General features: G+C 34.7%; 23 protein-coding genes. 18 read left to right on the top strand and 5 right to left on the bottom strand.

The features are described from left to right. The first annotated feature begins 2 nt into the window (after positions 1-2). Both ACTND6_RS00115 and ACTND6_RS00110 read left to right on the top strand, forming a co-directional pair. Positions 3-899 (top strand): ParB/RepB/Spo0J family partition protein, encoded by an 897-nt coding sequence (locus tag ACTND6_RS00115; protein WP_441020801.1) that lies wholly within the window; start codon positions 3-5, stop codon positions 897-899. 51 nt (positions 900-950) lie between these two features. Beyond that, on the top strand, positions 951-1,268 hold the full coding sequence (locus tag ACTND6_RS00110; RefSeq protein ID WP_441020799.1) for a holo-ACP synthase: 318 nt from the start codon (positions 951-953) through the stop codon (positions 1,266-1,268). On the opposite strand, the gene ACTND6_RS00105 is transcribed toward ACTND6_RS00110, so the two are convergent. Then, positions 1,236-1,526: a hypothetical protein gene (locus ACTND6_RS00105; RefSeq protein WP_178176994.1), complete on the bottom strand. Its 291-nt coding sequence runs from the start codon at positions 1,524-1,526 to the stop codon at positions 1,236-1,238. The two genes, ACTND6_RS00110 and ACTND6_RS00105, sit on opposite strands and share 33 nt — an antisense overlap. A gap of 138 nt (positions 1,527-1,664) precedes the next feature. On the opposite strand from ACTND6_RS00105, the gene ACTND6_RS00100 reads away from it, so the two are divergent. The 10 genes from ACTND6_RS00100 (at position 1,665) to ACTND6_RS00055 (ending at position 8,448) form a co-directional block, all read left to right on the top strand. Continuing rightward, positions 1,665-1,982, top strand: a complete 318-nt coding sequence (locus tag ACTND6_RS00100; RefSeq protein ID WP_441045021.1) for a hypothetical protein — start codon at positions 1,665-1,667, stop codon at positions 1,980-1,982. Further along, positions 1,976-2,689, top strand: coding sequence for a F0F1 ATP synthase subunit A (locus ACTND6_RS00095; RefSeq protein ID WP_441020795.1), 714 nt, complete (start codon positions 1,976-1,978; stop codon positions 2,687-2,689). Before ACTND6_RS00100 ends, ACTND6_RS00095 begins: the two co-directional genes overlap by 7 nt. Positions 2,690-2,709: 20 nt before the next feature. Beyond that, positions 2,710-2,940 (top strand): F0F1 ATP synthase subunit C, encoded by a 231-nt coding sequence (locus ACTND6_RS00090; protein WP_178176997.1) that lies wholly within the window; start codon positions 2,710-2,712, stop codon positions 2,938-2,940. Positions 2,941-2,959: 19 nt separating this feature from the next. After that, positions 2,960-3,475, top strand: a complete 516-nt coding sequence (gene atpF, locus ACTND6_RS00085) for a F0F1 ATP synthase subunit B (protein WP_441020793.1) — start codon at positions 2,960-2,962, stop codon at positions 3,473-3,475. After that, complete coding sequence (atpH, locus tag ACTND6_RS00080; protein ID WP_178176999.1) at positions 3,465-4,013, top strand: ATP synthase F1 subunit delta; 549 nt, start codon at positions 3,465-3,467, stop codon at positions 4,011-4,013. The genes atpF and atpH overlap by 11 nt, the downstream gene beginning before the upstream one ends. After that, a complete protein-coding gene (gene atpA / locus ACTND6_RS00075; protein WP_178177000.1) occupies positions 4,010-5,539 on the top strand; it encodes a F0F1 ATP synthase subunit alpha in 1,530 nt (509 codons plus the stop codon). Before atpH ends, atpA begins: the two co-directional genes overlap by 4 nt. 1 nt (position 5,540) lies before the next feature. Further along, entirely contained in the window at positions 5,541-6,404 is an 864-nt protein-coding gene (gene atpG, locus ACTND6_RS00070; protein WP_441020789.1) for an ATP synthase F1 subunit gamma, read from the top strand. Between the two features lie 14 nt (positions 6,405-6,418). Continuing rightward, positions 6,419-7,813: a F0F1 ATP synthase subunit beta gene (gene atpD, locus ACTND6_RS00065; RefSeq protein ID WP_441020787.1), complete on the top strand. Its 1,395-nt coding sequence runs from the start codon at positions 6,419-6,421 to the stop codon at positions 7,811-7,813. Beyond that, on the top strand, positions 7,810-8,211 hold the full coding sequence (atpC, locus tag ACTND6_RS00060; RefSeq protein WP_178177003.1) for an ATP synthase F1 subunit epsilon: 402 nt from the start codon (positions 7,810-7,812) through the stop codon (positions 8,209-8,211). The genes atpD and atpC overlap by 4 nt, the downstream gene beginning before the upstream one ends. A gap of 90 nt (positions 8,212-8,301) precedes the next feature. Further along, on the top strand, positions 8,302-8,448 hold the full coding sequence (locus ACTND6_RS00055) for a hypothetical protein (protein ID WP_441020785.1): 147 nt from the start codon (positions 8,302-8,304) through the stop codon (positions 8,446-8,448). 217 nt (positions 8,449-8,665) lie between these two features. On the opposite strand, the gene ACTND6_RS00050 is transcribed toward ACTND6_RS00055, so the two are convergent. Then, positions 8,666-9,478, bottom strand: a complete 813-nt coding sequence (locus ACTND6_RS00050; RefSeq protein WP_320078952.1) for a PocR ligand-binding domain-containing protein — start codon at positions 9,476-9,478, stop codon at positions 8,666-8,668. 107 nt (positions 9,479-9,585) lie between these two features. Between ACTND6_RS00050 and ACTND6_RS00045 the strand changes: the two genes are divergently transcribed. Beyond that, a complete protein-coding gene (locus ACTND6_RS00045; RefSeq protein ID WP_441020783.1) occupies positions 9,586-12,492 on the top strand; it encodes a glycoside hydrolase family 2 TIM barrel-domain containing protein in 2,907 nt (968 codons plus the stop codon). Positions 12,493-12,525: 33 nt separating this feature from the next. Here ACTND6_RS00045 and ACTND6_RS00040 read toward each other — a convergent pair whose 3' ends face one another. Next, the gene (locus ACTND6_RS00040; protein WP_441020781.1) at positions 12,526-13,794 is read right to left on the bottom strand and encodes an L-cysteine desulfidase family protein; all 1,269 of its coding nucleotides are present in this window, start codon (positions 13,792-13,794) and stop codon (positions 12,526-12,528) included. 54 nt (positions 13,795-13,848) lie between these two features. On the opposite strand from ACTND6_RS00040, the gene ACTND6_RS00035 reads away from it, so the two are divergent. Further along, complete coding sequence (locus ACTND6_RS00035; RefSeq protein WP_441020779.1) at positions 13,849-14,700, top strand: YitT family protein; 852 nt, start codon at positions 13,849-13,851, stop codon at positions 14,698-14,700. Between the two features lie 75 nt (positions 14,701-14,775). Next, a complete protein-coding gene (locus tag ACTND6_RS00030; protein WP_441020777.1) occupies positions 14,776-15,933 on the top strand; it encodes an MFS transporter in 1,158 nt (385 codons plus the stop codon). A 3-nt stretch (positions 15,934-15,936) separates the two neighbouring features. On the opposite strand, the gene ACTND6_RS00025 is transcribed toward ACTND6_RS00030, so the two are convergent. Together ACTND6_RS00025 and ACTND6_RS00020 are read right to left on the bottom strand one after the other, a co-directional pair. Further along, positions 15,937-16,560 (bottom strand): HAD family hydrolase, encoded by a 624-nt coding sequence (locus ACTND6_RS00025; protein WP_441020775.1) that lies wholly within the window; start codon positions 16,558-16,560, stop codon positions 15,937-15,939. A 47-nt stretch (positions 16,561-16,607) separates the two neighbouring features. Then, positions 16,608-17,276, bottom strand: a complete 669-nt coding sequence (locus ACTND6_RS00020; protein ID WP_441020774.1) for a YoaK family protein — start codon at positions 17,274-17,276, stop codon at positions 16,608-16,610. Between the two features lie 105 nt (positions 17,277-17,381). Between ACTND6_RS00020 and ACTND6_RS00015 the strand changes: the two genes are divergently transcribed. The 3 genes from ACTND6_RS00015 (at position 17,382) to ACTND6_RS00005 (ending at position 19,120) form a co-directional block, all read left to right on the top strand. Continuing rightward, complete coding sequence (locus ACTND6_RS00015; protein WP_178176610.1) at positions 17,382-17,924, top strand: hypothetical protein; 543 nt, start codon at positions 17,382-17,384, stop codon at positions 17,922-17,924. A gap of 3 nt (positions 17,925-17,927) precedes the next feature. Beyond that, positions 17,928-18,182, top strand: coding sequence for a hypothetical protein (locus ACTND6_RS00010; protein WP_441020771.1), 255 nt, complete (start codon positions 17,928-17,930; stop codon positions 18,180-18,182). A 71-nt stretch (positions 18,183-18,253) separates the two neighbouring features. Then, positions 18,254-19,120: a YitT family protein gene (locus ACTND6_RS00005; protein WP_441020769.1), complete on the top strand. Its 867-nt coding sequence runs from the start codon at positions 18,254-18,256 to the stop codon at positions 19,118-19,120. Positions 19,121-19,905: the final 785 nt, after the last annotated feature.

Raw genomic sequence — 19,905 nt, 5'->3', positions numbered from 1 at the left:
ATATGCCAAAAGCAAAGCAAAGAGGTCTTGGAAAAGGCTTGAATTCCATTTTTGGTCAAGATGTTGAACAATATCTGGATGATATTCAAAACAATGCAGCAGAAGCACCAGGTAGAAGAGAAGTTGAACTTCCAATTGAAGAAATTCGTCCAAACCCTTATCAGCCAAGAAAAGAGTTTGATAAAAAGGCATTGGAAGAATTAAGTGAATCTATTAAAACACATGGCATCTTTACACCATTGCTTGTTAGAAAAAGTGTATCTGGATATGATTTAATTACAGGTGAAAGAAGATTGCGTGCTGCTAAAATGGCAGGATTAAAAACTATCCCAGCCATTCAAGTAGAATTCACAGAAGAACAAATGATGGAAATTGCGATTCTTGAAAATGTTCAGCGTGAAGATTTAAATCCAATTGAAGAAGCAGCAGCATATGAATCTTTGATTCAAAAATTAGGCTATACACAGGAAAAACTTGCGGAAAGAGTAGGAAAATCACGTGAGTATTGCGCAAATATCATGCGTTTATTAAAGCTTCCAGAAGATGTACAAAGCATGGTTGTAAATAAACAACTGACGATGTCTCATGTTCGTCCATTATTATCATTGAATGATGAAGAAGAAATCTACGAGGCTGCAGAAAAAATCAAAAAAAATAAAATGTCTGTAAGAGAAGTAGAAGCATATGTTCGTGATGTGAATGGCGGAGGACAGAAGAAGCCAAAGAAAAAAGAAAAAGATCCAATGATTCGAGATCTTGAAATTCAATTATCTGAAAAGCTAGGTACACAAGTTGTATTTTCTAAAAAGAGCTTTACAATTTCTTATCATGATACAGATGATCTGAATCGTATTCTTGAATTGATTGGATGCCTGGATGAATCCATTCATCAGTCATAAATAAGCAAAGATAGCTATGAAACAGGAGCTATCTTTTTGTATACTATAGTTATGGTTGGAACAGACATTGTATATATTCCTAGAGTTGTATTAAAGCAATCTTTTATTGACTATGTATTAACAGAAGATGAAAGAATTATGTATGAGAAAATACATTTAGATAAAAGAAAGAAAGAATTTGTTGCGGGTAGAATTGCATGTAAAGAAGCAATTTTTAAAGCAACACAAGATAAAGAATATCTTTCATATTCTATTTTGAATACATCAGATGGAAAACCATACGTTAAAGATCACCCTGAAATAGAAATCTCTATTTCTCATGATCAAGACTATGCATTAGCTTTCGTCATCATTCAATCCATTAGCTAATAGTTCATTGTATTTTGCATTGTTATATTCTGTGATTTTCTTTTGACGATATGAGGCAAAATCAGATTTGATTGCGAGCATTTCATCTACAATATCTTCAATTCTAGAAGGCTTTCCCTGTAATAGATACCCAATCATTCTTTTCATTTGCTTTTCTGTATGTAACTCATCTGCAAGGATACAGCCAAATTCTTCTGGAAATCCATATTTCTTTATTAAAGATATGAGTTGTTTTCGTTTTAAATCGCTTTCATTCATGATATAACTATAATAAAGAAATTGAGAATTTGACACAATCACTTACATGTAGATTGAAAATAAATTTCAAAATAAATAAGATAAAAACGTGTGAGGTGAAAAATGAATTCGAGATCCTGGAAATTTTTTTATACAGCCATGATCATTGGAACGAGCATTCCACTCATATTTGATTATCGAATCTCTTTAGGATTTCTACTTGGAAGTCTAGAAGCGTTGATTCATTATAAAAGATTAGAGTCTTTCTGGAATGGTGTATTGAATACAAAAGTATCGACAAAAAATACTGGAGTTGGTCATTTCCTATTCACATTCGCAATGATGGCAGGTGTTCTTCTCGTCTGTGCATTCTTACCAGATGTATTCAATATATTTGCATGTGCTGTTGGAATGCTGCTGATCAAATTCGTAACATATATAGATTTGTTAATTCCTAAAAAGGAGGAAACATGGTAATACAAAGTGATGTTTATACAATTATTTTCTTAACAATCGTATTGGGAAGCGGAATCGTAGTTTTATCTAAGAAAATCGATGCCTTAGATCCAATGGAAAAACCAAAAGGAATTCTATTGCCAGTACTGTTAGGCGTACAGTCTGTGTATAACACAGTCAAAGATTCTGTTGGAAAACACTATGCGGATAGCTTAACACCATACATTCTTGTGTTATGGACATATATCTTTACCGCAAATGTCTGTTCATTATTTGGCTTTTCATCTCCAACATCAAATTTAAGTGTAACGTTGTTGTTGTCAGTCATTACATGGCTTTTGATTCAGGCTGCTGAATTTAAGTTCCAGGGAATCAAAGGGTATTTCCATGGATTCTTAGAACCTATTCCAATTATGCTTCCAATGAACATTTTTGGTAAGTTTTCAACAATGGTTTCTATGGCATTACGTTTATTTGGAAATATTCTGTGTGGTGGAATTATGATGCAGTTGATTTATAGTTTCTGTCAATGGATCTCTAATTCTATCGTTGGTTTATTTACGAGTGTGAATGGCAATGTATTTAACTTCATTGCTCCATTCTTAACACCAATCCTGCATGCATATTTTGATTTATTTGCGGGATTTATTCAGACACTCGTATTCGTAACATTAACTGTGGTTCTTATCGGGAATGATATTCCTGAAGAATATAAAGACAAAGCTTAAAGTATAAGGAGGAGCTTAAAATGGATATCAATAAAGGTTTAATTGCAATTGGTGCAGGTTTAGCTGTCATGACAGGTATGATGACAGGTCGAGGTGAAGGTGAAGTTGCTGCTCACGCATGTGATGCAATTGGTAAGAATCCTGAAGTAGAATCTAAGATTCGTTCAACTATGATTCTTGGTATTGCACTTTCTGAAACATGTGCTATTTATGGACTGCTCGTTGCCATCCTTCTGATGTTTGTATATTAATCGACAGGAAATTTAAGCAATGATTGATGTCGATATCACTGGTCAGTTAATACCTAATTTACTGACAGTCTTAGTCCAACTATGCAGTACATTAGTTCTGTTTTTGCTTGCAAAAAAATTCTTATGGAAATCTGTAAAGAATTGGTTAGATGCTCGTGCAGATAAGATGCAGTCCGATCTTGAAACGAGTGAAAAAGCAAAGCAGGATGCTTTGAGTGACCGCGAAAGCGCAAAGAATCAGTTAAATGAGGCTGCAAAGAAATCAGAAGCAATTGTGGAAGCTGCTGTCAAAGAAGCGGATAGTGAAAAACAGGCAATTCTTGATAAGGCACGCGCAGAAGCTGAAGAAGAAAAAGCAAAGGCTCGTGAAGCAATTGAAAATGATCGTCTCAAGATGGTTGATTCTGTGAAGAAAGAAATGGTCAATGTCGCTATGGATGCTGCTGAAAAGCTGATTGGTTCTAAAAATGGTGAAGAACTTGATCGAAAGGCAATCCAGGATTTTGTGAAGGAAGCTGACAGCCATGAAGAATGAAGTTGCGGAACGCTATGGAGCAGGACTATTTGAATTAGCAAAAGAAGAAAACAAAGTAGAAGAATACATGAATCAGGTAATGCTTTTGAAGCAAACATTAAAAGAAAATCCTGAATTATCTACTTTCTTTCTCTCCGTTAAAGTCTCAAAAGAAGAAAAAAGAAATGTGATTGATAAAGTATATTCTACATATGTTGATCACAATATTGTTAATTTCATAAAACTTGTTGTAGATAAAGGTAGAGCAACACAACTGCTTAATATCTATACAAGCTTTATTCAAATGTGTGAAGAAGATCTTGGAATTCAACATGCAACGGTATTGTCTGCACGTAAACTTTCTCAAGAAGATATGAACACAATTGGAAACACTTTAGTATCAAAAACAAACAAGAGAATCATTCTTGAAAATGTAGTTGATCCAAGTATCATTGCAGGAATTAAAGTCACAGTTGGAAATACTGTGACTGATGTCACAATGAAAACAAAGATTGATAGAATGAGGAATACGTTATTGAAAGGAGGACAAATGGCATGAGTACTTCAATTAGACCAGAAGAAATCAGTTCACTCATTAAAAATGAAATTAAGAACTATGATAATAAGATTCATTCTGATGATGTTGGATATGTTATTTCTGTAGGTGATGGTATTGCCATGATCCAGGGCATTGATAAAGCAATGTCTAGTGAGCTTCTTGAATTCCCTAATGGTGTTATGGGAATGGTCATGAACCTGGAAGAAGACCATATTGGTGCTGTTCTTTTAGGTGATGATACAAAGATCAAAGAAGGCGATGAAGTAAAGAGAACAGGAAAAATCGTTGAAGTTCCTGTCGGGGAAGGACTACTTGGAAGAGTTGTCAATCCATTAGGTGAAGCAATTGATGGTGGTGCTCCAATTCAATACACAAAGAAACGTGAAATTGAAAGAGTAGCACCAGGTGTTATGACAAGAAAATCTGTTGATCAGCCATTGATGACAGGTTTGAAAATGATTGACTCTATTATCCCAATTGGTAAGGGACAAAGAGAATTGATCATTGGTGATAGAGAAACAGGTAAGACTGCGATTGCGATTGATACAATCATCAACCAGAAGGGTAAGGATGTATATTGTATCTATGTAGCTATCGGACAGAAAGAGTCAACAGTTGCTCGTTTAGTTCAAAAATTAAAAGAACATGATGCAATGAAGTATACAGTTGTAGTCAATGCATCAGCTTCTTCTACTGCACCATTGCAGTATATTGCTCCATATGCAGGATGTGCTATGGGTGAAGAATGGATGGATAATGGTAAAGATGTTTTGATTATCTATGATGATCTAAGTAAACATGCAGTTGCTTATAGAACAATGTCATTACTATTAAAGAGACCTCCAGGACGTGAAGCATATCCAGGTGATGTTTTCTATCTACATTCTAGATTATTAGAAAGAGCTGCGAAGTTGAGTGATGAATTAGGTGGTGGTTCTTTAACTGCTTTGCCTATCATTGAAACACAGGCTGGTGATATTTCAGCATATATTCCAACAAACGTTATTTCTATTACTGATGGACAGATTTTCTTACAGACAGATTTGTTTGCATCTGGTGTTAGACCAGCTGTAGATTCTGGTTTATCTGTATCTCGTGTAGGTTCTGCAGCACAGACAAAAGCAATGAAGAAAGTATCTTCTTCATTAAAGCTGGATCTTGCACAGTATCATGAAATGCAGTCTTTCGCTCAGTTTGGTTCTGACTTGGATGCTTCTACAAAGAAGATCTTGAACCATGGTGAAAAAGTAACAGAACTATTGAAACAGCCTCAGTATCAGCCAATGTCTATGGTAGATCAGGTATTGTCTTTATTTGCGGTTAAAGAAGGTTATATGGATGAAATTTCTGTTGGCGATATTGCTCAATTTGAAAAGACAATTCATAAGACATTCCACGCAAACTATGCAGATATCTGTAAAGAAATAGAAGAAAAAGAAGCATTGAGTGATGAATTGATGGAAAAGATGAAGAATGCAATGAAAGACATTCTTGATCAATTCAAATTACTTAAGGGAGTAAATTAGTATGGCTGGCCAGTCTAGACAGGCGTTGCGTACGCGTATCAAGTCTGTACAGTCTACCCGTAAGATCACAAAGGCAATGGAAATGATTGCCAATGCTAAACTTGTTCGTTCTAGAAGCAAGATGGAAGCCAATCGTGAATACGCACAGAAGCTTCAAGATACAGTTGATGAAATTGTTATGAATAATCCGGATGCGGAAAGTCAGTATGTAGTTAAAACAGACAATCCACATAAGGTAACAATTGTATTTACATCTGATCTTGGCTTATGTGGCGGCTATAATGCGAATGTCATGAAAATGGCAAATGAAGTGTTAGAGAAAGAAGATCCAATCTATGTGATTGGCACATCACTGTATTCCCAGTTTAAAGAAAAAGGGTATCACGTGATGAATGATGAAATCATTTCTAGTGATAAACTAACGTTTTCTGAATTAAAAGAAGTGATGGAATCCTGTATCAATATGTACCAGGATGGTAAAGCTGGTACAGTGCAGATCTTATATACAAAGTTTGTCAATACAATGACATTTACACCAGATATTGATGTTTTATTACCTTGTGTCTTAGTAAAGAAAGAAAAGGTAAAGGAAAAGTCTAACAAGCTTCCAGTAGAAACTTTATTTGAACCGGACGCATCTTCTATCTTGGATAGTTTAATTCCAATGATGGTTACGAATGTTGCGTATTCAAACTGGATGGAGTCCACAACAAGTGAACAAGGAAGTAGAAGAGTTGCGATGAAAACAGCATCAGATAATGCTGATGATCTGTCCTCCTCATTACAGCTTGAATATAACAAAGCACGTCAAGCCGCTATTACCCAGGAAATTACTGAGATTGTTGGCGGAAGCAGTGCAGTATAAGAAAGAAGGCATTTATGAGCAATACAGGAAAAATACTACAAGTTATTGGACCAGTTGTAGATATTCGCTTTGATGCAGAACATTTACCTTCCATTAAAAACGCTATTTTAATTAAAACAGATGATGGCCAGCAGATGACAGCGGAAGTTGCACAACATGTTGGTGATGATGTTGTTAGATGTATCGCTATGTCTTCAACAGATGGTCTTGTAAGAGGAATGGATTGTATCGATACAGGAAAACCAATTGAAGTTCCTGTTGGTGATGCAGTTCTTGGAAGAATGTTTAATGTTCTAGGTGAAGCAATTGATGGTCTTGGTGAAGTAAAGGCAGATCAAAAGATGCCAATTCATCGTGAAGCACCAACATTTGCTGAACAGACAACACAAAACGAAATCTTAGAAACAGGTATCAAAGTTATCGACTTATTATGTCCTTATGCAAAGGGTGGTAAGATTGGTTTATTCGGTGGTGCAGGTGTTGGTAAAACTGTACTTGAACAGGAATTAATTCATAATATTGCCATTGAACATGGTGGCAGATCTGTTGTTGCCGGTGTTGGTGAAAGAACACGTGAAGGCAACGATATGTACTATGAAATGAAGAATTCTGGAGTATTAAAGAACACTGTTCTTACATATGGACAGATGAATGAATCTCCAGGTGCCAGAATGAGAGTTGCGTTGAGTGCTCTTACAATGGCTGAATATTTTAGAGACGTTGAACATCAGGATGTATTGTTATTTATTGATAATATCTTCCGTTTCACACAGGCAGGTTCTGAAGTATCTGCGTTATTAGGTCGTATGCCATCTGCGGTAGGTTATCAGCCTACATTAGCAACAGAAATGGGACAGCTGCAAGAAAGAATTACTTCTACAAAGGATGGTTCTATTACTTCTGTACAGTGTGTATACGTTCCAGCGGATGACTTGACAGACCCAGCGCCAGCCGCAACATTCTCACACTTGGATGCAAGACTTGTATTGGATCGTTCTATCGCTGCTTTAGGTATTTATCCAGCAGTGGATCCACTGGGATCTTCTTCTCGTATGCTTGATCCACTTGTTGTTGGTGAAGAACATTATCAGGTCGCTAGAAAAGTACAGGAAATTTTACAGAGATATAGAGAATTACAGGATATCATTGCGATTCTTGGTATGGATGAACTTGGTGAAGAAGATAAGAAAATCGTTAACCGTGCACGTCGTATCAGAAACTTCTTGTCTCAGCCATTCAGTGTTGCGGAACAGTTTACTGGCATGAAGGGTGTATATGTACCTGTGAAGGATACAGTTCGTTCATTCAAGGAAATTCTTGATGGTAAATATGATGATCTGCCTGAAGCAGCATTCTTGTCTGTAGGTACGATCGAAGACGTTGTTAAGAAAGCAGAGTCACTAAAATGAGTCAACTACATGTTCGCGTCGTAACACCACTTGGTGTATATAAGGAATTTGATACACCAATCATTAACATTCAAACGGAAGATGGTAATCAAGGTGTATTGGCGAATCATATGCCACTTGTAACAATGTTAAAGATTGGTACAATGACATCTATTGAAGATGGAGTGAGAGAAACATATGCAGTATCTGGAGGATTATTTTACTTCAGAGAAAATCTTGCAGAAATTCTGACAGATTCCATTGAAAATAAGAAAGATATCGATTTGGCTAGAGCTGAAAATGCAAAGAGAAGAGCAGAAGAACGTTTGAAATCAAATGATCCAAATATTGATTTCAAGCGTGCTGAGCTTGCATTGAAGAAAGCCTTGAATAGAATCGAAGTTAAGAATCTGAAATAAGGTATACATAGCGATATGTATATCTTTTTTTTTGAAAGGAAAGTTTATGAAAGTGATTATGAATTGTGATGACCTTGGATATACAAGGGAGTGAATGAAGCGATTGTAATTGCTTATCAACAAGGAATTTTAAGATTAACAACAGCACTGGTAAATAGTGCATATATTCAGAAAGCAGTTATTATGATGAAAGAAAATCCTGGGATTGGTGTTGGACTGCAATTGAATCTGATATAAGGGAAACCACAAACCAATTGCCCGTCATTAACAAACCCAGATCATATTGATTCTCATCATTATGTACATGTAGGAATTGTTGATTCTGATCTGTATCGATGGTCTAGCTATAACGTTCAAAGAATTAGATATTTTATGTAGCGATACTGTAAAACAATATATTGAAAAACATCATATTGAGCTAATAAATTATTCAGAATAAATGAAGAGGAATGCATTATTTTCTGCATTCCTTTTTTACATCTGTAGGTGATATCCGATATTTTTTCTTAAATGCTTTGGAGAAATAATCTGCATCTAGAAATCCTACTGTATGAGAAATATCTTTCATGGAAGCATTTGTTGATTCTAATAGTTTCCTAGCTTCATTCAAACGAATAGATAGTAATCTTTGATGAATTGTAGTTCCATATTTCTTCTTGAAGTAAGTATGTAATGTTGCTTTTGATACATTGAAATACGAACAAAGTGAATCTATCGTAATTTGTTCCATGTAGTGTTTAATAAGATAACTTTGTATAGCTTCCGCAAGATCACTGCTAGGAACATTCACTGTATTTGTTAACGATAGATATTCTGCACAAATATCAACAAGCTCTCCTAATGCTTTAATTTGTGCTTTTGTGTGTTTGCATGTTCGATGCATTGCTTTTTTTAATTCTTTAGTGTCATGAATATATTGAGAGGCAAGTATTTCTACATTAGATGTATCTTCATCTGCATCGATTGCCTGACCAAGCATAAGATACCCAGTAAGCTGCCCATAGGTATACAGAGGCATAATTGCTTCATATAGGCCACACCAGCATTTATAAACATAAATTTGAGATGATTGAAAAACATGTTCCATAGCTTCCATATCACACTTAGTACATTTATTTCTCGCATCTTTGTATTGATCCAGTAAATAACACAATGGACATTTCTTGTCAGGATAAGAAACAACAACATTTTGATGAATATCAAAAATTGTCATATTCATTCCAGATAATAAATAAAAACTTTTTAGTATTGATTTTAAGTCTTTCATAGAATCTTGATAAAAGTATGATTTATACTTTTTTCCTGTTAGAAATACTTTAATCCATAAAGATTATCTCGTAAAGAGAATATAGTAGAAGTATGGAGGAATTACGTATGAATTTATCTTGGTTAAGTAATCCAGAAATATTTCAAGTGAATCGTTTAAAAGCACATTCATCACATCATTATTATGCAAATGAAAAAGAGAAACAGAGCAGTTTCATTCATGTATTAGATGGTACATGGAAGTTTCATTATGCAAATGCTCTCAATGAAGTCATCGAAGGTTTTGAAAAAGAATCGTATGACTGCAGTACATGGGATGATATTCAAGTACCGTCTCATATACAGATGCAGGGATATGGAACACCAATGTATGTAAACCAGATCTATCCTTGGAGTGGAAGTGAACAATTATTGCCTGGTGAAATTCCTGAACATAATCCAGTAGGCAGCTATGTTACGTATTTTGACAGTTCTATTTTAAAAGAAAATACAAAAACGAGGATTGTATTCCATGGTGCAGAAAGTGGTATGGCTTTATGGATCAATGGTGCATTTGTTGGTTATAGTGAAGATAGCTTTACACCAAGTGCATTTGATATTAGTGAATATATTCATGAAGGAAGAAACAAGGTAGCAGTGAATGTCTATCGTTTTACATCTGGTTCATGGCTGGAAGATCAGGATTTCTGGAGATTTTCTGGCCTGTTTAGAAGCGTGGAATTACAATCTGTTCCTTTTGTACATGTCAATGATTTAAAGATCACACAAGATGTGAATGATCTCAAACATCCAAAAATCATTGTTGCACCTGTAATGGAAGCAGACGAAGACTATACATTAGAGTATCGTTTATTTGATGCAGATCATACATTGCTTCAAAGTAAAGTTACAAATGATACATGTGTATTTGAAGTGGATGATCCTGTTTTATGGTATGCTGAAAAACCATATTTATATCATGTAGAAATTCTTGTAAAACAGAAAGATAAGATCATTGAATGTGTTCGCGAACATGTTGGTATTCGTAAGTTTGCATTGAAAGATGGCATTATGTATATCAATGAAAAGAGAATTGTATTCCATGGTGTAGATCGTCATGAATTCAGCTGCGAAAGTGGCAGAGTTGTATCCTATGACTTAACAAAGCAAGATATCCTCAACATGAAAGCAAATAATATCAATGCGATTCGTACATCACATTATCCAAATCAGACATTCTTATATGACTTATGTGATGAATATGGAATTTATGTTATTGATGAAACAAACCTGGAAACACATGGAACATGGTCTGAATTCTTTGACAAAGAACATATCATTCCAAATGATGATCCAAAATGGCTGGAAAATGTATTAGACCGTGCCAAGTCAATGTATGAAAGAGATAAGAATCATCCAAGTATTTTGATCTGGTCTTGTGGAAATGAATCGTATGGCGGAAAAGATATCTTTGAAATGAGTGAATATTTTAGAAGTGTGGATCCATCAAGACTTGTCCACTATGAAGGTGTTTCTTCAGATACAAGATATCCAGATACAACAGACATGGTATCTAGAATGTATACACCTGCTAAGGATATTGAAGAATATCTAAAGAAACATACAGAAAAACCATTTATTCTATGTGAGTATGCACATGCGATGGGTAATAGTAATGGTACTTTATATAAGTATACGGATCTTGAAAAGAAGTATTCTCAATATCAGGGTGGTTTTATCTGGGATTATGTAGATCAGGCGATTCTACATGATGGAAAGCTGTACTATGGTGGAGACTTCCATGAAAGACCTAGTGATTATGATTTCTGTGGAAATGGAATTATGTTTGCGGATCGAACACCAACACCAAAACTGCAGGAAGTGAAATATTGTTACCAGTTCATTGATACAAAAATCAATGCAAAAGAAATTACAATTACAAATCGTTATCTCATTACAAATTTAAATGAATTTGATACGTTTGTAATATTGTATGCTGATGGAAAAGAAGTGAAGAAGGAAATATATCATTTATCTTGCGAAGCAAATGAAAGTATTACTATAGAGAATCCATTTGTTGTGGATGAAAAACATGAGTATTCTGTTGTGGTAACATTTGAAAAAGATGGTCATGAATATGCACATGAACAATATGTATATCCATACCAAAGAGAAGAACATCATGTATGGACACCACTTTCAATCAATGAAGATTACTTAAATGTAGGTGTATCTTTTGAAGGCGGTAATGTCATTTTCTCTAAATCAAAGGGTTTAGTGTCTTATAAAGTGCATTCACATGAATTTATCAGAATGCCTGTCAGACCAAATTTCTTTAGAGCTGCAACAAATAATGATGTTGAAAATGGATATGGCTATCGCTATGGACAGTGGCTGCAGAATAGTCTGTATGCAAAGTGTAAATATATCAACACAGTCAAAGAAGAGAATCGTTGTATTGTTTCCTATGAATATGCATTACCATCCATGGAAGATCATCCATTACATATGAACTATGAAGTCTATGGAGATGGTGAAATTGTTGCAGATATGTATTTAGATGCTTTTGAAAATCATATTGAAATGCCAGTTTTTGGTATCTTGTTACAGACATATACAGATTTAGATGAAGTATCTTACTATGGCAATGGACCAGAAGAAAACTATATTGATCGAAAGAAAGGTGCAGTGCTAGGAAAATATACATACAATGTAAAAGAAAATCTAACACCATATCTTTATCCACAGGAATGTGGTAATCGTACAGATATAAGAGAATTAGATGTTCATTCAGACAGGCACGCATTGTTGATTCAAGGAAATATGTTTGAATGCTCCGTACTTCCATATTCACCATTCGTATTAGAAAACGCAAAACACCAGTGGGAATTACCACAGGCATATGAAACAGTTTTAAGTATCAATGAAAAACAAATGGGAATTGCTGGTGATAATACATGGGGCGCAAGAACACATGATGAGTTCCTGCTGACAAAAGAAAAACATCACTTGAGAATATCTATCAAAGGAAACTGAAAAAAATAGGATTTAACCTGATTGGGTTAGATCCTATTTCATTTCAAGCATGATTTTAATGATTTCTTTATCTGTTTCTGCCATACCGTCATGTGCAAGGTGACCTACATTTTTAATTGTAGCTTCAACGCCTCCACCAACGATACCATCACCACGGTAGAATTCTTTACCATGTTTATACATCTGCATGCCAAGCAATCCACTTTCAACGCCAGATGCAATCTTAGCAGCACAGCTGGCTTTTGCACCATCGCAAACAACACCAGAATTGATTGCCAATGCATTGACGACTGTATGAGAAATTTCATTGAGACCTCCACCATAGAGGTACATGATTCCAGCGCCAGCACCACAGCCCGCACTTGTTGCACCACAATATGCACTTAAGCAGCCAATACCAGTCTTCAAATGAATGCTTGTCAGGTTTGCAATCAATAATGCTCTATATAGTTTTTCTTTTGAAACACCTAATTCTCTTGCATAGATAATCACAGGAACAGAAGTAGTAATTCCCTGGTTGCCAGAACCGCTATTAATGACAACAGGTAATTCACATCCATTCATACGTGCATCACTGCCTGCAGCAGCATATGCTTTTGCACGGTTGTGAAGAGAATCTCCGTATGCCATAAGTAATGTTCTGCCAACTGCAGCACCATATTTTCCAGTGATACCTTCTTCACTGATTGCCATGTTGTAGGTAATCTGTGTATCTAGTATTTCTTTGACATCTTCTAAGTTGCATGTATTCGCAAATTCAACAATACCTTCCATAGATAGAATGGAATGATCAATACTGGAAGTTGTTTTCGCAATTGGAGCTTCAAAGATTGTTTTGCCATCTACCTGAATTAAGCAAAGCCCTGTATGGTATTGTGCAGTTCTTGCATAGACTGTATGGTTAGCTGAATGTAATGTTACCGCAATATCTAAAATGTAATCGGAAGTTGATTTTGTAACAGAACAAGGAACACGATTCAGAAATGAAACAATTTCTTTTTGTTGAGAATCTGTAATTGAAGAAAGAACTTCTAATTCAGCTTCTTCTTCACCCGCAACGATACCTGCAGCAGCTGCAGCAGGAATTCCACGTAAACCATTGGTATGTGGAACAATAACACTTTTTACATTCTTGATGATATTTCCAGAAGCACATACTTCTACAGAAGTGATTTCTTCATCTATGTATTTTTTTGCTTTCGAAGCAGTTAAAGCAATTGCAATTGGTTCTGTACATCCCATTGCTGGTTTTAATTCTGATTTCAATATTTCGCAATATAAATTATATGTAGTTTTATCCATAATGTTTACCTCATGTATAATAGTACCACGTAATAGATAACAGGAGTAATGGGTATGAAACAAATTAAAGATACTTTTTTTATTGTTGTGGGTAATATGATTTGTTCCTTGGGAATTGGAACAATTGCATTAAGACTAGGATTATCGTTAGGCGGCGTTTCTGGTTTGGCAAAAGTATTACATGGTATATTACCAATATCCATTAGTATTATTGTATTGGCAGTGAATTTAATATTATTTGCATTGGCTTACTTTTTTGTTGGGAAAAAGTTTGCGATGAATTCCTTTTTGTCTGTTATTTTATTTCCAGTCTTTTTAGAAATTGCACAGAACATTACAGTACTGGACTGTTTAAAAGAAGACTTGCTGCTGGGTACATTGATTGGCGGAATCTTGCTTGGCAGCGGCAGTGGTTTAATTTTAAGAGGAAATGGAAGCAGTGGTGGATTTGACATCATTGGTGTTATTCTGAACAAGTACTTTAATATTAAGACAGCTTCAGCAATGGCTTTGATTGATGTATTTGTATTGGTGTTTCAAATAAAAATAGAGAATCTGATGTTCTCTATTTATGGTGTGGTAATGATTTTTATTACTTCTTATATGGTGAATTTGATTCTGACAAAAGAAAACAATGAAGTTAAGATCATGATTTTCTCCAAGAAAGAAGATGAAATTCAAGATATGCTTCTTCATGAAAGAGATTGCGGGTGTTCTATCTTACATGGAGAAACAGGCTATACAAAAGAAAAGATGCGTGTCATCGTAAGTATCATGCCATATGATAAAGTGAATCATGTAAAACAAAGCATATTAGCAATTGATCAAGATGCATTTATTGTTTTAGAAAATGTTCAGGCGGCATATAGTGGTGTGCATTATTTAAGAAAGCCAGAAGAAATGTAAGCACTTTCGTTGTTCCTGGCAAGAAACGTTGTTATAATTTTCTGCGTTAAGGGTGATCAGGAAAAAAGGGGAAACATGGAACAAATCAGTAAAAAAACATTTTTTAGTTTCGCAATCATGGATAGTCTTTATTGGGCTTTTTATGCATGTTTTGTAGGGTTTATTACGACGTATTTATTAACATGCGGCATGGATAATGCGGTATTGTCTATCATGCTTGCGTGTTTTATGGGAGCATCTTTTATTGGTGCATTCTTCTGGGGAGGTATTTGTGATAAAGCAAGAACAAATAAAAAAATATTTATTCCAGAATATATCGCTACAATCATAATTGCCTTCATTATTTATTTCATGGCAGAAAAAAATATCTGGGTATCAACAATCTTATATCCTTTGTTTGGTTTTTTATCTTCACCATTAGGCAGTAACTTAGATACGTGGATGCTTCGTTCTTTTCATAAAGATGCTTCTGCATATGGCAGAGCTAGAGCTATTGGCTCTATGGGATATGCGGTTACGGCATTGTTTATGGGAATGTTGATTAATGCAATTGGGTATCAAATGATTCCTGTTGGAACTTTCTTTTTTGCAATCCTTGTTTTGATCATTGCGTTTATGATTAAAGAAGTTCCTTTTGAAAATGTTGTAATACATTCTGGCAGTGGCAGTGTAAAAGATCTATTGCACATTGGTTCTTTTATGTTTATGCTTGTAACCGTTTTCTTTACAGGTTTAGCAATAGCACCAGTGAATAACTTAAAGATTGTTATTTTAAAGAGTGTTGGTGGAGATGTTGGATTGCTTGGTGTGGATTCCTTCTTAGGGGTTATGGTACAGGCATTGTTTATCTTTATTTCAGGAAATCTGAAAAGGATACCTACATATGTAAGACTATTCTTAATGACACTGACTGTTTTTATCACAATGGGACTTGTAGCCTTTGCGGTGAATCCTTGGATGATTATTCTTGGAACAGTATTTTCAAATATGAGTTATGGAATTATGCTTCCAACACAAAGAGAAATCGTAGAAGCAAATGTTCCTTCCACATTAAAAAATACAGCGCACAGTTTATCTGATGCGATGTATGGTAGTTTCTCTGGTATTCTGGCATTATCATATTCAGGATTTGTTATGGATGCATTTGGTGCTAGATCAGTAGCTATGCTTGGCGGTGTGATCATGATCATCGCTGTAGTACTTTCATTGACAAAGATTACGAAAAAAAACTAAAACTTATAATAATTTGAGAAGATTAGTGGGACTTTCGAATGTATATGTACCGTGTAATGGGGATGTGGAAACACTTCCCCATTTTGCATATCCAAAATCAATACCTGCATTGATAGATGACTGTTGATCAGATAGTGCGTCTCCAATATAGATGATTTCTTCTTTTGGTACGTTTAAGTTTTCAATACACTTTAGAAGTGGTTCTGGATCTGGCTTATGCTTTGTAGTATCTTCCGCAAGAATAACAGTATCCATATATTGATCAATGCCTTTAGAACAGATATCTATTTCATACTGTTTGTGTGTTTTGGCAGATACAATTGCCTGTTTGATATGATTTTTCTTGAATACTTCAAATACATCCATAAACCCATCATATAGCGTTGCACCTTCTTCATATGCATTGACATATTTGAACCATCTAGCATATGTTGCTTCTGGATCTTTAACCTTTAATTCTTCCATGACTTTCATGCCAGGATAAGCAGCAAACTTTAAGACCTGATTAAATGACCATGTTTCTCCTGTTTCTTCTTTGATGATTTGAAGCAGTGGGTACATGTTCATATTTAACGTATTTAAAATTGTTCCATCGATATCATAAATGATTGCTTTATATTTGTTCATAGATACTCCTATTGTCAATAGGCATTATAACAAAAAAGAAATAGAAATTATCTACTTCTTTCTGTGTCCTGTACAAACATCATTAAGAATCCTATCAGTAATAACGTTGAAGAAATCCAAATCGTTTTCATACCAAGGTAAAGAATACAAGAATATCCAACCGTAGCACCCAATGCAAATGTGATAATGATTCCAATGTAATGTAGCGCCTTTTTTAAAGATTCTTCATTCTTTGTTCTCATCCAATGAGAGAATGCGGAAACACCTGCTCTCATATTACCAATGCACATTGTACTTGCATATGGATAGCCATGTACGGAGCGGAATGCCTGTACCTGCATTGCACAAGAAAAAGATACAAGACAATTCGCATAAAGATTTCCATTTTCATTGAAAAATCCTGATACAAATAAAGAAACGATTTCCAAGATTAAGATTGTTTGCCTCCAATGTAATTTTTTTGCTTCTTTATAGTATCCTTGGATTTGTTCCGCAACAAAGATGCCTAATGCAAATGACAGGAGAGGAAATACGTAACGGATAGCATCAGCATATTGTCCATCAGACAGTTTAGATGCCATTAAAACGATGTTTCCTGTTTGAGCATTCGCAAATACTTTATTTCTAGCGAAATAAGTATATGCATCTTGTAGACCACCAGAAAATGTGATGATCATAGCGAGTAGAAATGTTTCTGACATCTGTTTATTTTTCATACGTGAACTATTATAGTCACTATTTTTGATATGAAAAGAATAAATTTATTTCAGAAAACATTTTAAAGCGCGATGAATACTAGACTTATGTGATAAAATAGATACATGATAAAAAGATTTTATTATGGATTGATCAGTATGAAATATGCATTCTTTATGTTTGGGATTCCAATGCTGATATTTATAACTGCATTTATTGAAACAAGAAAAAAGCTGGCGGTATTTCATACATTGATGTTCATATTTATTATATTGTTAGCTTGCGTGTTAGCTTTCTATTATAAAGATAAGCTGCATGTATTAAAGCAATTGAAACAAGTGAAAGATTTAGTGGAATATGAAAAGGGTGGTGTTGTTGATCGCTCATGGATTTTAGAAGATCGTATGCTTTGTACAAAGGGATTAGATATTCGTGAAGTTAGAAGCAGCACCGTAAGTAAAGTAGTACTTCTAAATGAAGAAAAAGGAAAACAGGTATTAGAACTATCTGTAAAAGATGAAATTGTACCAATGACAACAATTTCAAAAGAAGAAGCACAAAGATTTGTGGCATATTTAAAAAGAAAAAATCCTTCCATTATTGTTGAAGGAATAGAAGCGAAAGGAAATGGTTCCCTGCAAGAATTAGGCGCAGGCGTACAGGTATAAAACATGGCAATGACAAATGCAGAACTGATGAAAGCTTTAATTCAGAAATTTATACAGGTGACCTTGGACGATGGATCTGTTCATGCTGGATATATTGGGAATCCAGAAGATTTTCAAGGGGATTCATTACCAGCGCATATAGTATTAATTAATGGTTTAATGAGAGACAACATTGAAGTTGCCAGAGTGGTAGATGTGGAATTTCCAAAAAGAGAAGACACAACACAGATCCCAATTGTTGGATTTGAAGACAAGTAGATGGAAACATCTGCTTTTTTAATTGGAACTGGCTTGAATAAGGGTTACAATGGTCATGCGGTGAGGTATCTATGACATTTAAAGAACAAAAACGAATACAATATTTAAGACCATTTATGGTAGTGATTGCGGCAATTATTATGTCGCTGAACATAAAAATTATGGTAAGAAATGGTGGGCTGTATCCAGGCGGTGCAACGGGATTGACCATTCTTACACAGGCAATTCTTCAAAAGTTTTTCAATATTGAAATCAGCTATACATTTGTAAATGTATTCTGGAATGCATTACCTGTATATATCGGATTTAAATATATTGGTAAAAATTTTACATTGTTTTCTCTGTTTATGATTCTGTTAAACAGTGTACTTGTAGATATGATTCCAAAGTATACATTAACTTCAGATATTTTATTGATCAGTGTATTTGGTGGAATGTTGAATGGACTAGCGATATCTTTATGCTTGATGGTTGATACAACAACAGGAGGAACAGATTTTATCTCAATCTTTCTTTCATCTAGATATAATGTGGATGGATTTAACCTTGTTCTTGGATTGAATGCGGTAATCTTGATTACGGCAGGTGTCTTATTTGGATGGGATAAAGCATTGTATTCTATTATTTTCCAATATGTATCAACACAGACAATTCATTTGTTATATCGAAATTATGCGCAGGTGACTTTGTTTATTATTTCAAATAAAGTAGATGAAATCTCTGAGATGATTCATGCTATTACACAACATGGTGCAACGATCATCAGAGGAGAAGGTTCTTACAAGAATGATGAGAGAAAGATGATCTATTCTGTAATCAATGAGAGTAGTGAAAAAGCAATTGTCAGCAACATTCTCGCAATTGATCCAAAAGCATTTGTGAATTGTGTGCGTACAAAAGAAATACGTGGTCACTTTAATCAAATGCCTAAAGACTAAAAAAGAAGTGAAATTCACAATGTCATTAAGTTAAGAGAAATAAATTCTTAGTGATATTAATTGAAAATTCAAGAAAACAAATCTTTAGCGAAAGTTAACAGCTTTTCCATAAGATTTGTTTTTTAATTCCTGAAATCATTGATTTATCAAAGATGATCAAAGGGAACTTGATCAATGCATCAGCGGAAATCTTACTCCTGAGCAACATTGTTATGAATATCTCTCTAAAACAAACATACCAGGGCAAAAAAGAATCAAAGGCCAAGAGGCTCTTTGGTTACGTTATATTATCAATGAATTTTTTTGCCTTTTTTTGATTACATTCTCTATTCATAGGACCTGTGATCTTCTTTCTGATATCATTATTGAGTCGGCTTCCTCCCGACCTCTGGAAAGGAGGTGAGTACACGTGGAGTATCTAATAGCTTTCATAAGCTCCGTCGTAGCAGGTGTTGTTTCGTACTATATCTGTAAATGGCTGGATGGAGTCGAAAAAAAATAGCAGATCAGCCTAGGTATTGAAAAAGGGAACTGTTCCAGCAGTTCCCTTTTTTTTACACGTGGCTTAATAGCTTTCATAGCCATCTACAATATAGCAAATTTTTCTTTTTTTTCAAGTTCTACATTTATAATCAGCAAATATATTTTGTAATAAATTTTTTGTTAATATTTTTCATAATTAACCATCAGATTCACTATTGAGCAAAAATAGGAAAAGCAGCATTCAAAGCATTCGTAATCTGTCTGCGGGTCATTGGATGAGATTTAAAAATATATTTGGCTAC

The organism is Bulleidia sp. HCP3S3_C9 (genome assembly GCF_052064035.1).
In the GTDB taxonomy this organism is placed as follows: domain Bacteria; phylum Bacillota_I; class Bacilli_A; order Erysipelotrichales; family Erysipelotrichaceae; genus Bulleidia.
This window is presented reverse-complemented; position numbering and strand designations above follow the sequence as displayed.

Excerpts from the sequence above, each read along its gene's own strand:
- ACTND6_RS00050 (WP_320078952.1), bottom strand. The coding sequence starts at position 9,478 with ATGAAAGACTTAAAATCAATACTAAAAAGTTTTTATTTATTATCTGGA.
- ACTND6_RS00045 (WP_441020783.1), top strand. The coding sequence starts at position 9,586 with ATGAATTTATCTTGGTTAAGTAATCCAGAAATATTTCAAGTGAATCGT.
- ACTND6_RS00005 (WP_441020769.1), top strand. The coding sequence starts at position 18,254 with ATGACATTTAAAGAACAAAAACGAATACAATATTTAAGACCATTTATG.
- atpD (WP_441020787.1), top strand. The coding sequence starts at position 6,419 with ATGAGCAATACAGGAAAAATACTACAAGTTATTGGACCAGTTGTAGAT.
- ACTND6_RS00115 (WP_441020801.1), top strand. The coding sequence starts at position 3 with ATGCCAAAAGCAAAGCAAAGAGGTCTTGGAAAAGGCTTGAATTCCATT.
- atpF (WP_441020793.1), top strand. The coding sequence starts at position 2,960 with ATGATTGATGTCGATATCACTGGTCAGTTAATACCTAATTTACTGACA.
- atpC (WP_178177003.1), top strand. The coding sequence starts at position 7,810 with ATGAGTCAACTACATGTTCGCGTCGTAACACCACTTGGTGTATATAAG.
- ACTND6_RS00015 (WP_178176610.1), top strand. The coding sequence starts at position 17,382 with ATGATAAAAAGATTTTATTATGGATTGATCAGTATGAAATATGCATTC.
- atpG (WP_441020789.1), top strand. The coding sequence starts at position 5,541 with ATGGCTGGCCAGTCTAGACAGGCGTTGCGTACGCGTATCAAGTCTGTA.
- ACTND6_RS00025 (WP_441020775.1), bottom strand. The coding sequence starts at position 16,560 with ATGAACAAATATAAAGCAATCATTTATGATATCGATGGAACAATTTTA.
- atpA (WP_178177000.1), top strand. The coding sequence starts at position 4,010 with ATGAGTACTTCAATTAGACCAGAAGAAATCAGTTCACTCATTAAAAAT.
- ACTND6_RS00035 (WP_441020779.1), top strand. The coding sequence starts at position 13,849 with ATGAAACAAATTAAAGATACTTTTTTTATTGTTGTGGGTAATATGATT.
- ACTND6_RS00095 (WP_441020795.1), top strand. The coding sequence starts at position 1,976 with ATGGTAATACAAAGTGATGTTTATACAATTATTTTCTTAACAATCGTA.
- ACTND6_RS00090 (WP_178176997.1), top strand. The coding sequence starts at position 2,710 with ATGGATATCAATAAAGGTTTAATTGCAATTGGTGCAGGTTTAGCTGTC.
- ACTND6_RS00010 (WP_441020771.1), top strand. The coding sequence starts at position 17,928 with ATGGCAATGACAAATGCAGAACTGATGAAAGCTTTAATTCAGAAATTT.
- ACTND6_RS00100 (WP_441045021.1), top strand. The coding sequence starts at position 1,665 with ATGATCATTGGAACGAGCATTCCACTCATATTTGATTATCGAATCTCT.
- ACTND6_RS00110 (WP_441020799.1), top strand. The coding sequence starts at position 951 with ATGGTTGGAACAGACATTGTATATATTCCTAGAGTTGTATTAAAGCAA.
- atpH (WP_178176999.1), top strand. The coding sequence starts at position 3,465 with ATGAAGAATGAAGTTGCGGAACGCTATGGAGCAGGACTATTTGAATTA.
- ACTND6_RS00040 (WP_441020781.1), bottom strand. The coding sequence starts at position 13,794 with ATGGATAAAACTACATATAATTTATATTGCGAAATATTGAAATCAGAA.
- ACTND6_RS00105 (WP_178176994.1), bottom strand. The coding sequence starts at position 1,526 with ATGAATGAAAGCGATTTAAAACGAAAACAACTCATATCTTTAATAAAG.
- ACTND6_RS00030 (WP_441020777.1), top strand. The coding sequence starts at position 14,776 with ATGGAACAAATCAGTAAAAAAACATTTTTTAGTTTCGCAATCATGGAT.
- ACTND6_RS00020 (WP_441020774.1), bottom strand. The coding sequence starts at position 17,276 with ATGAAAAATAAACAGATGTCAGAAACATTTCTACTCGCTATGATCATC.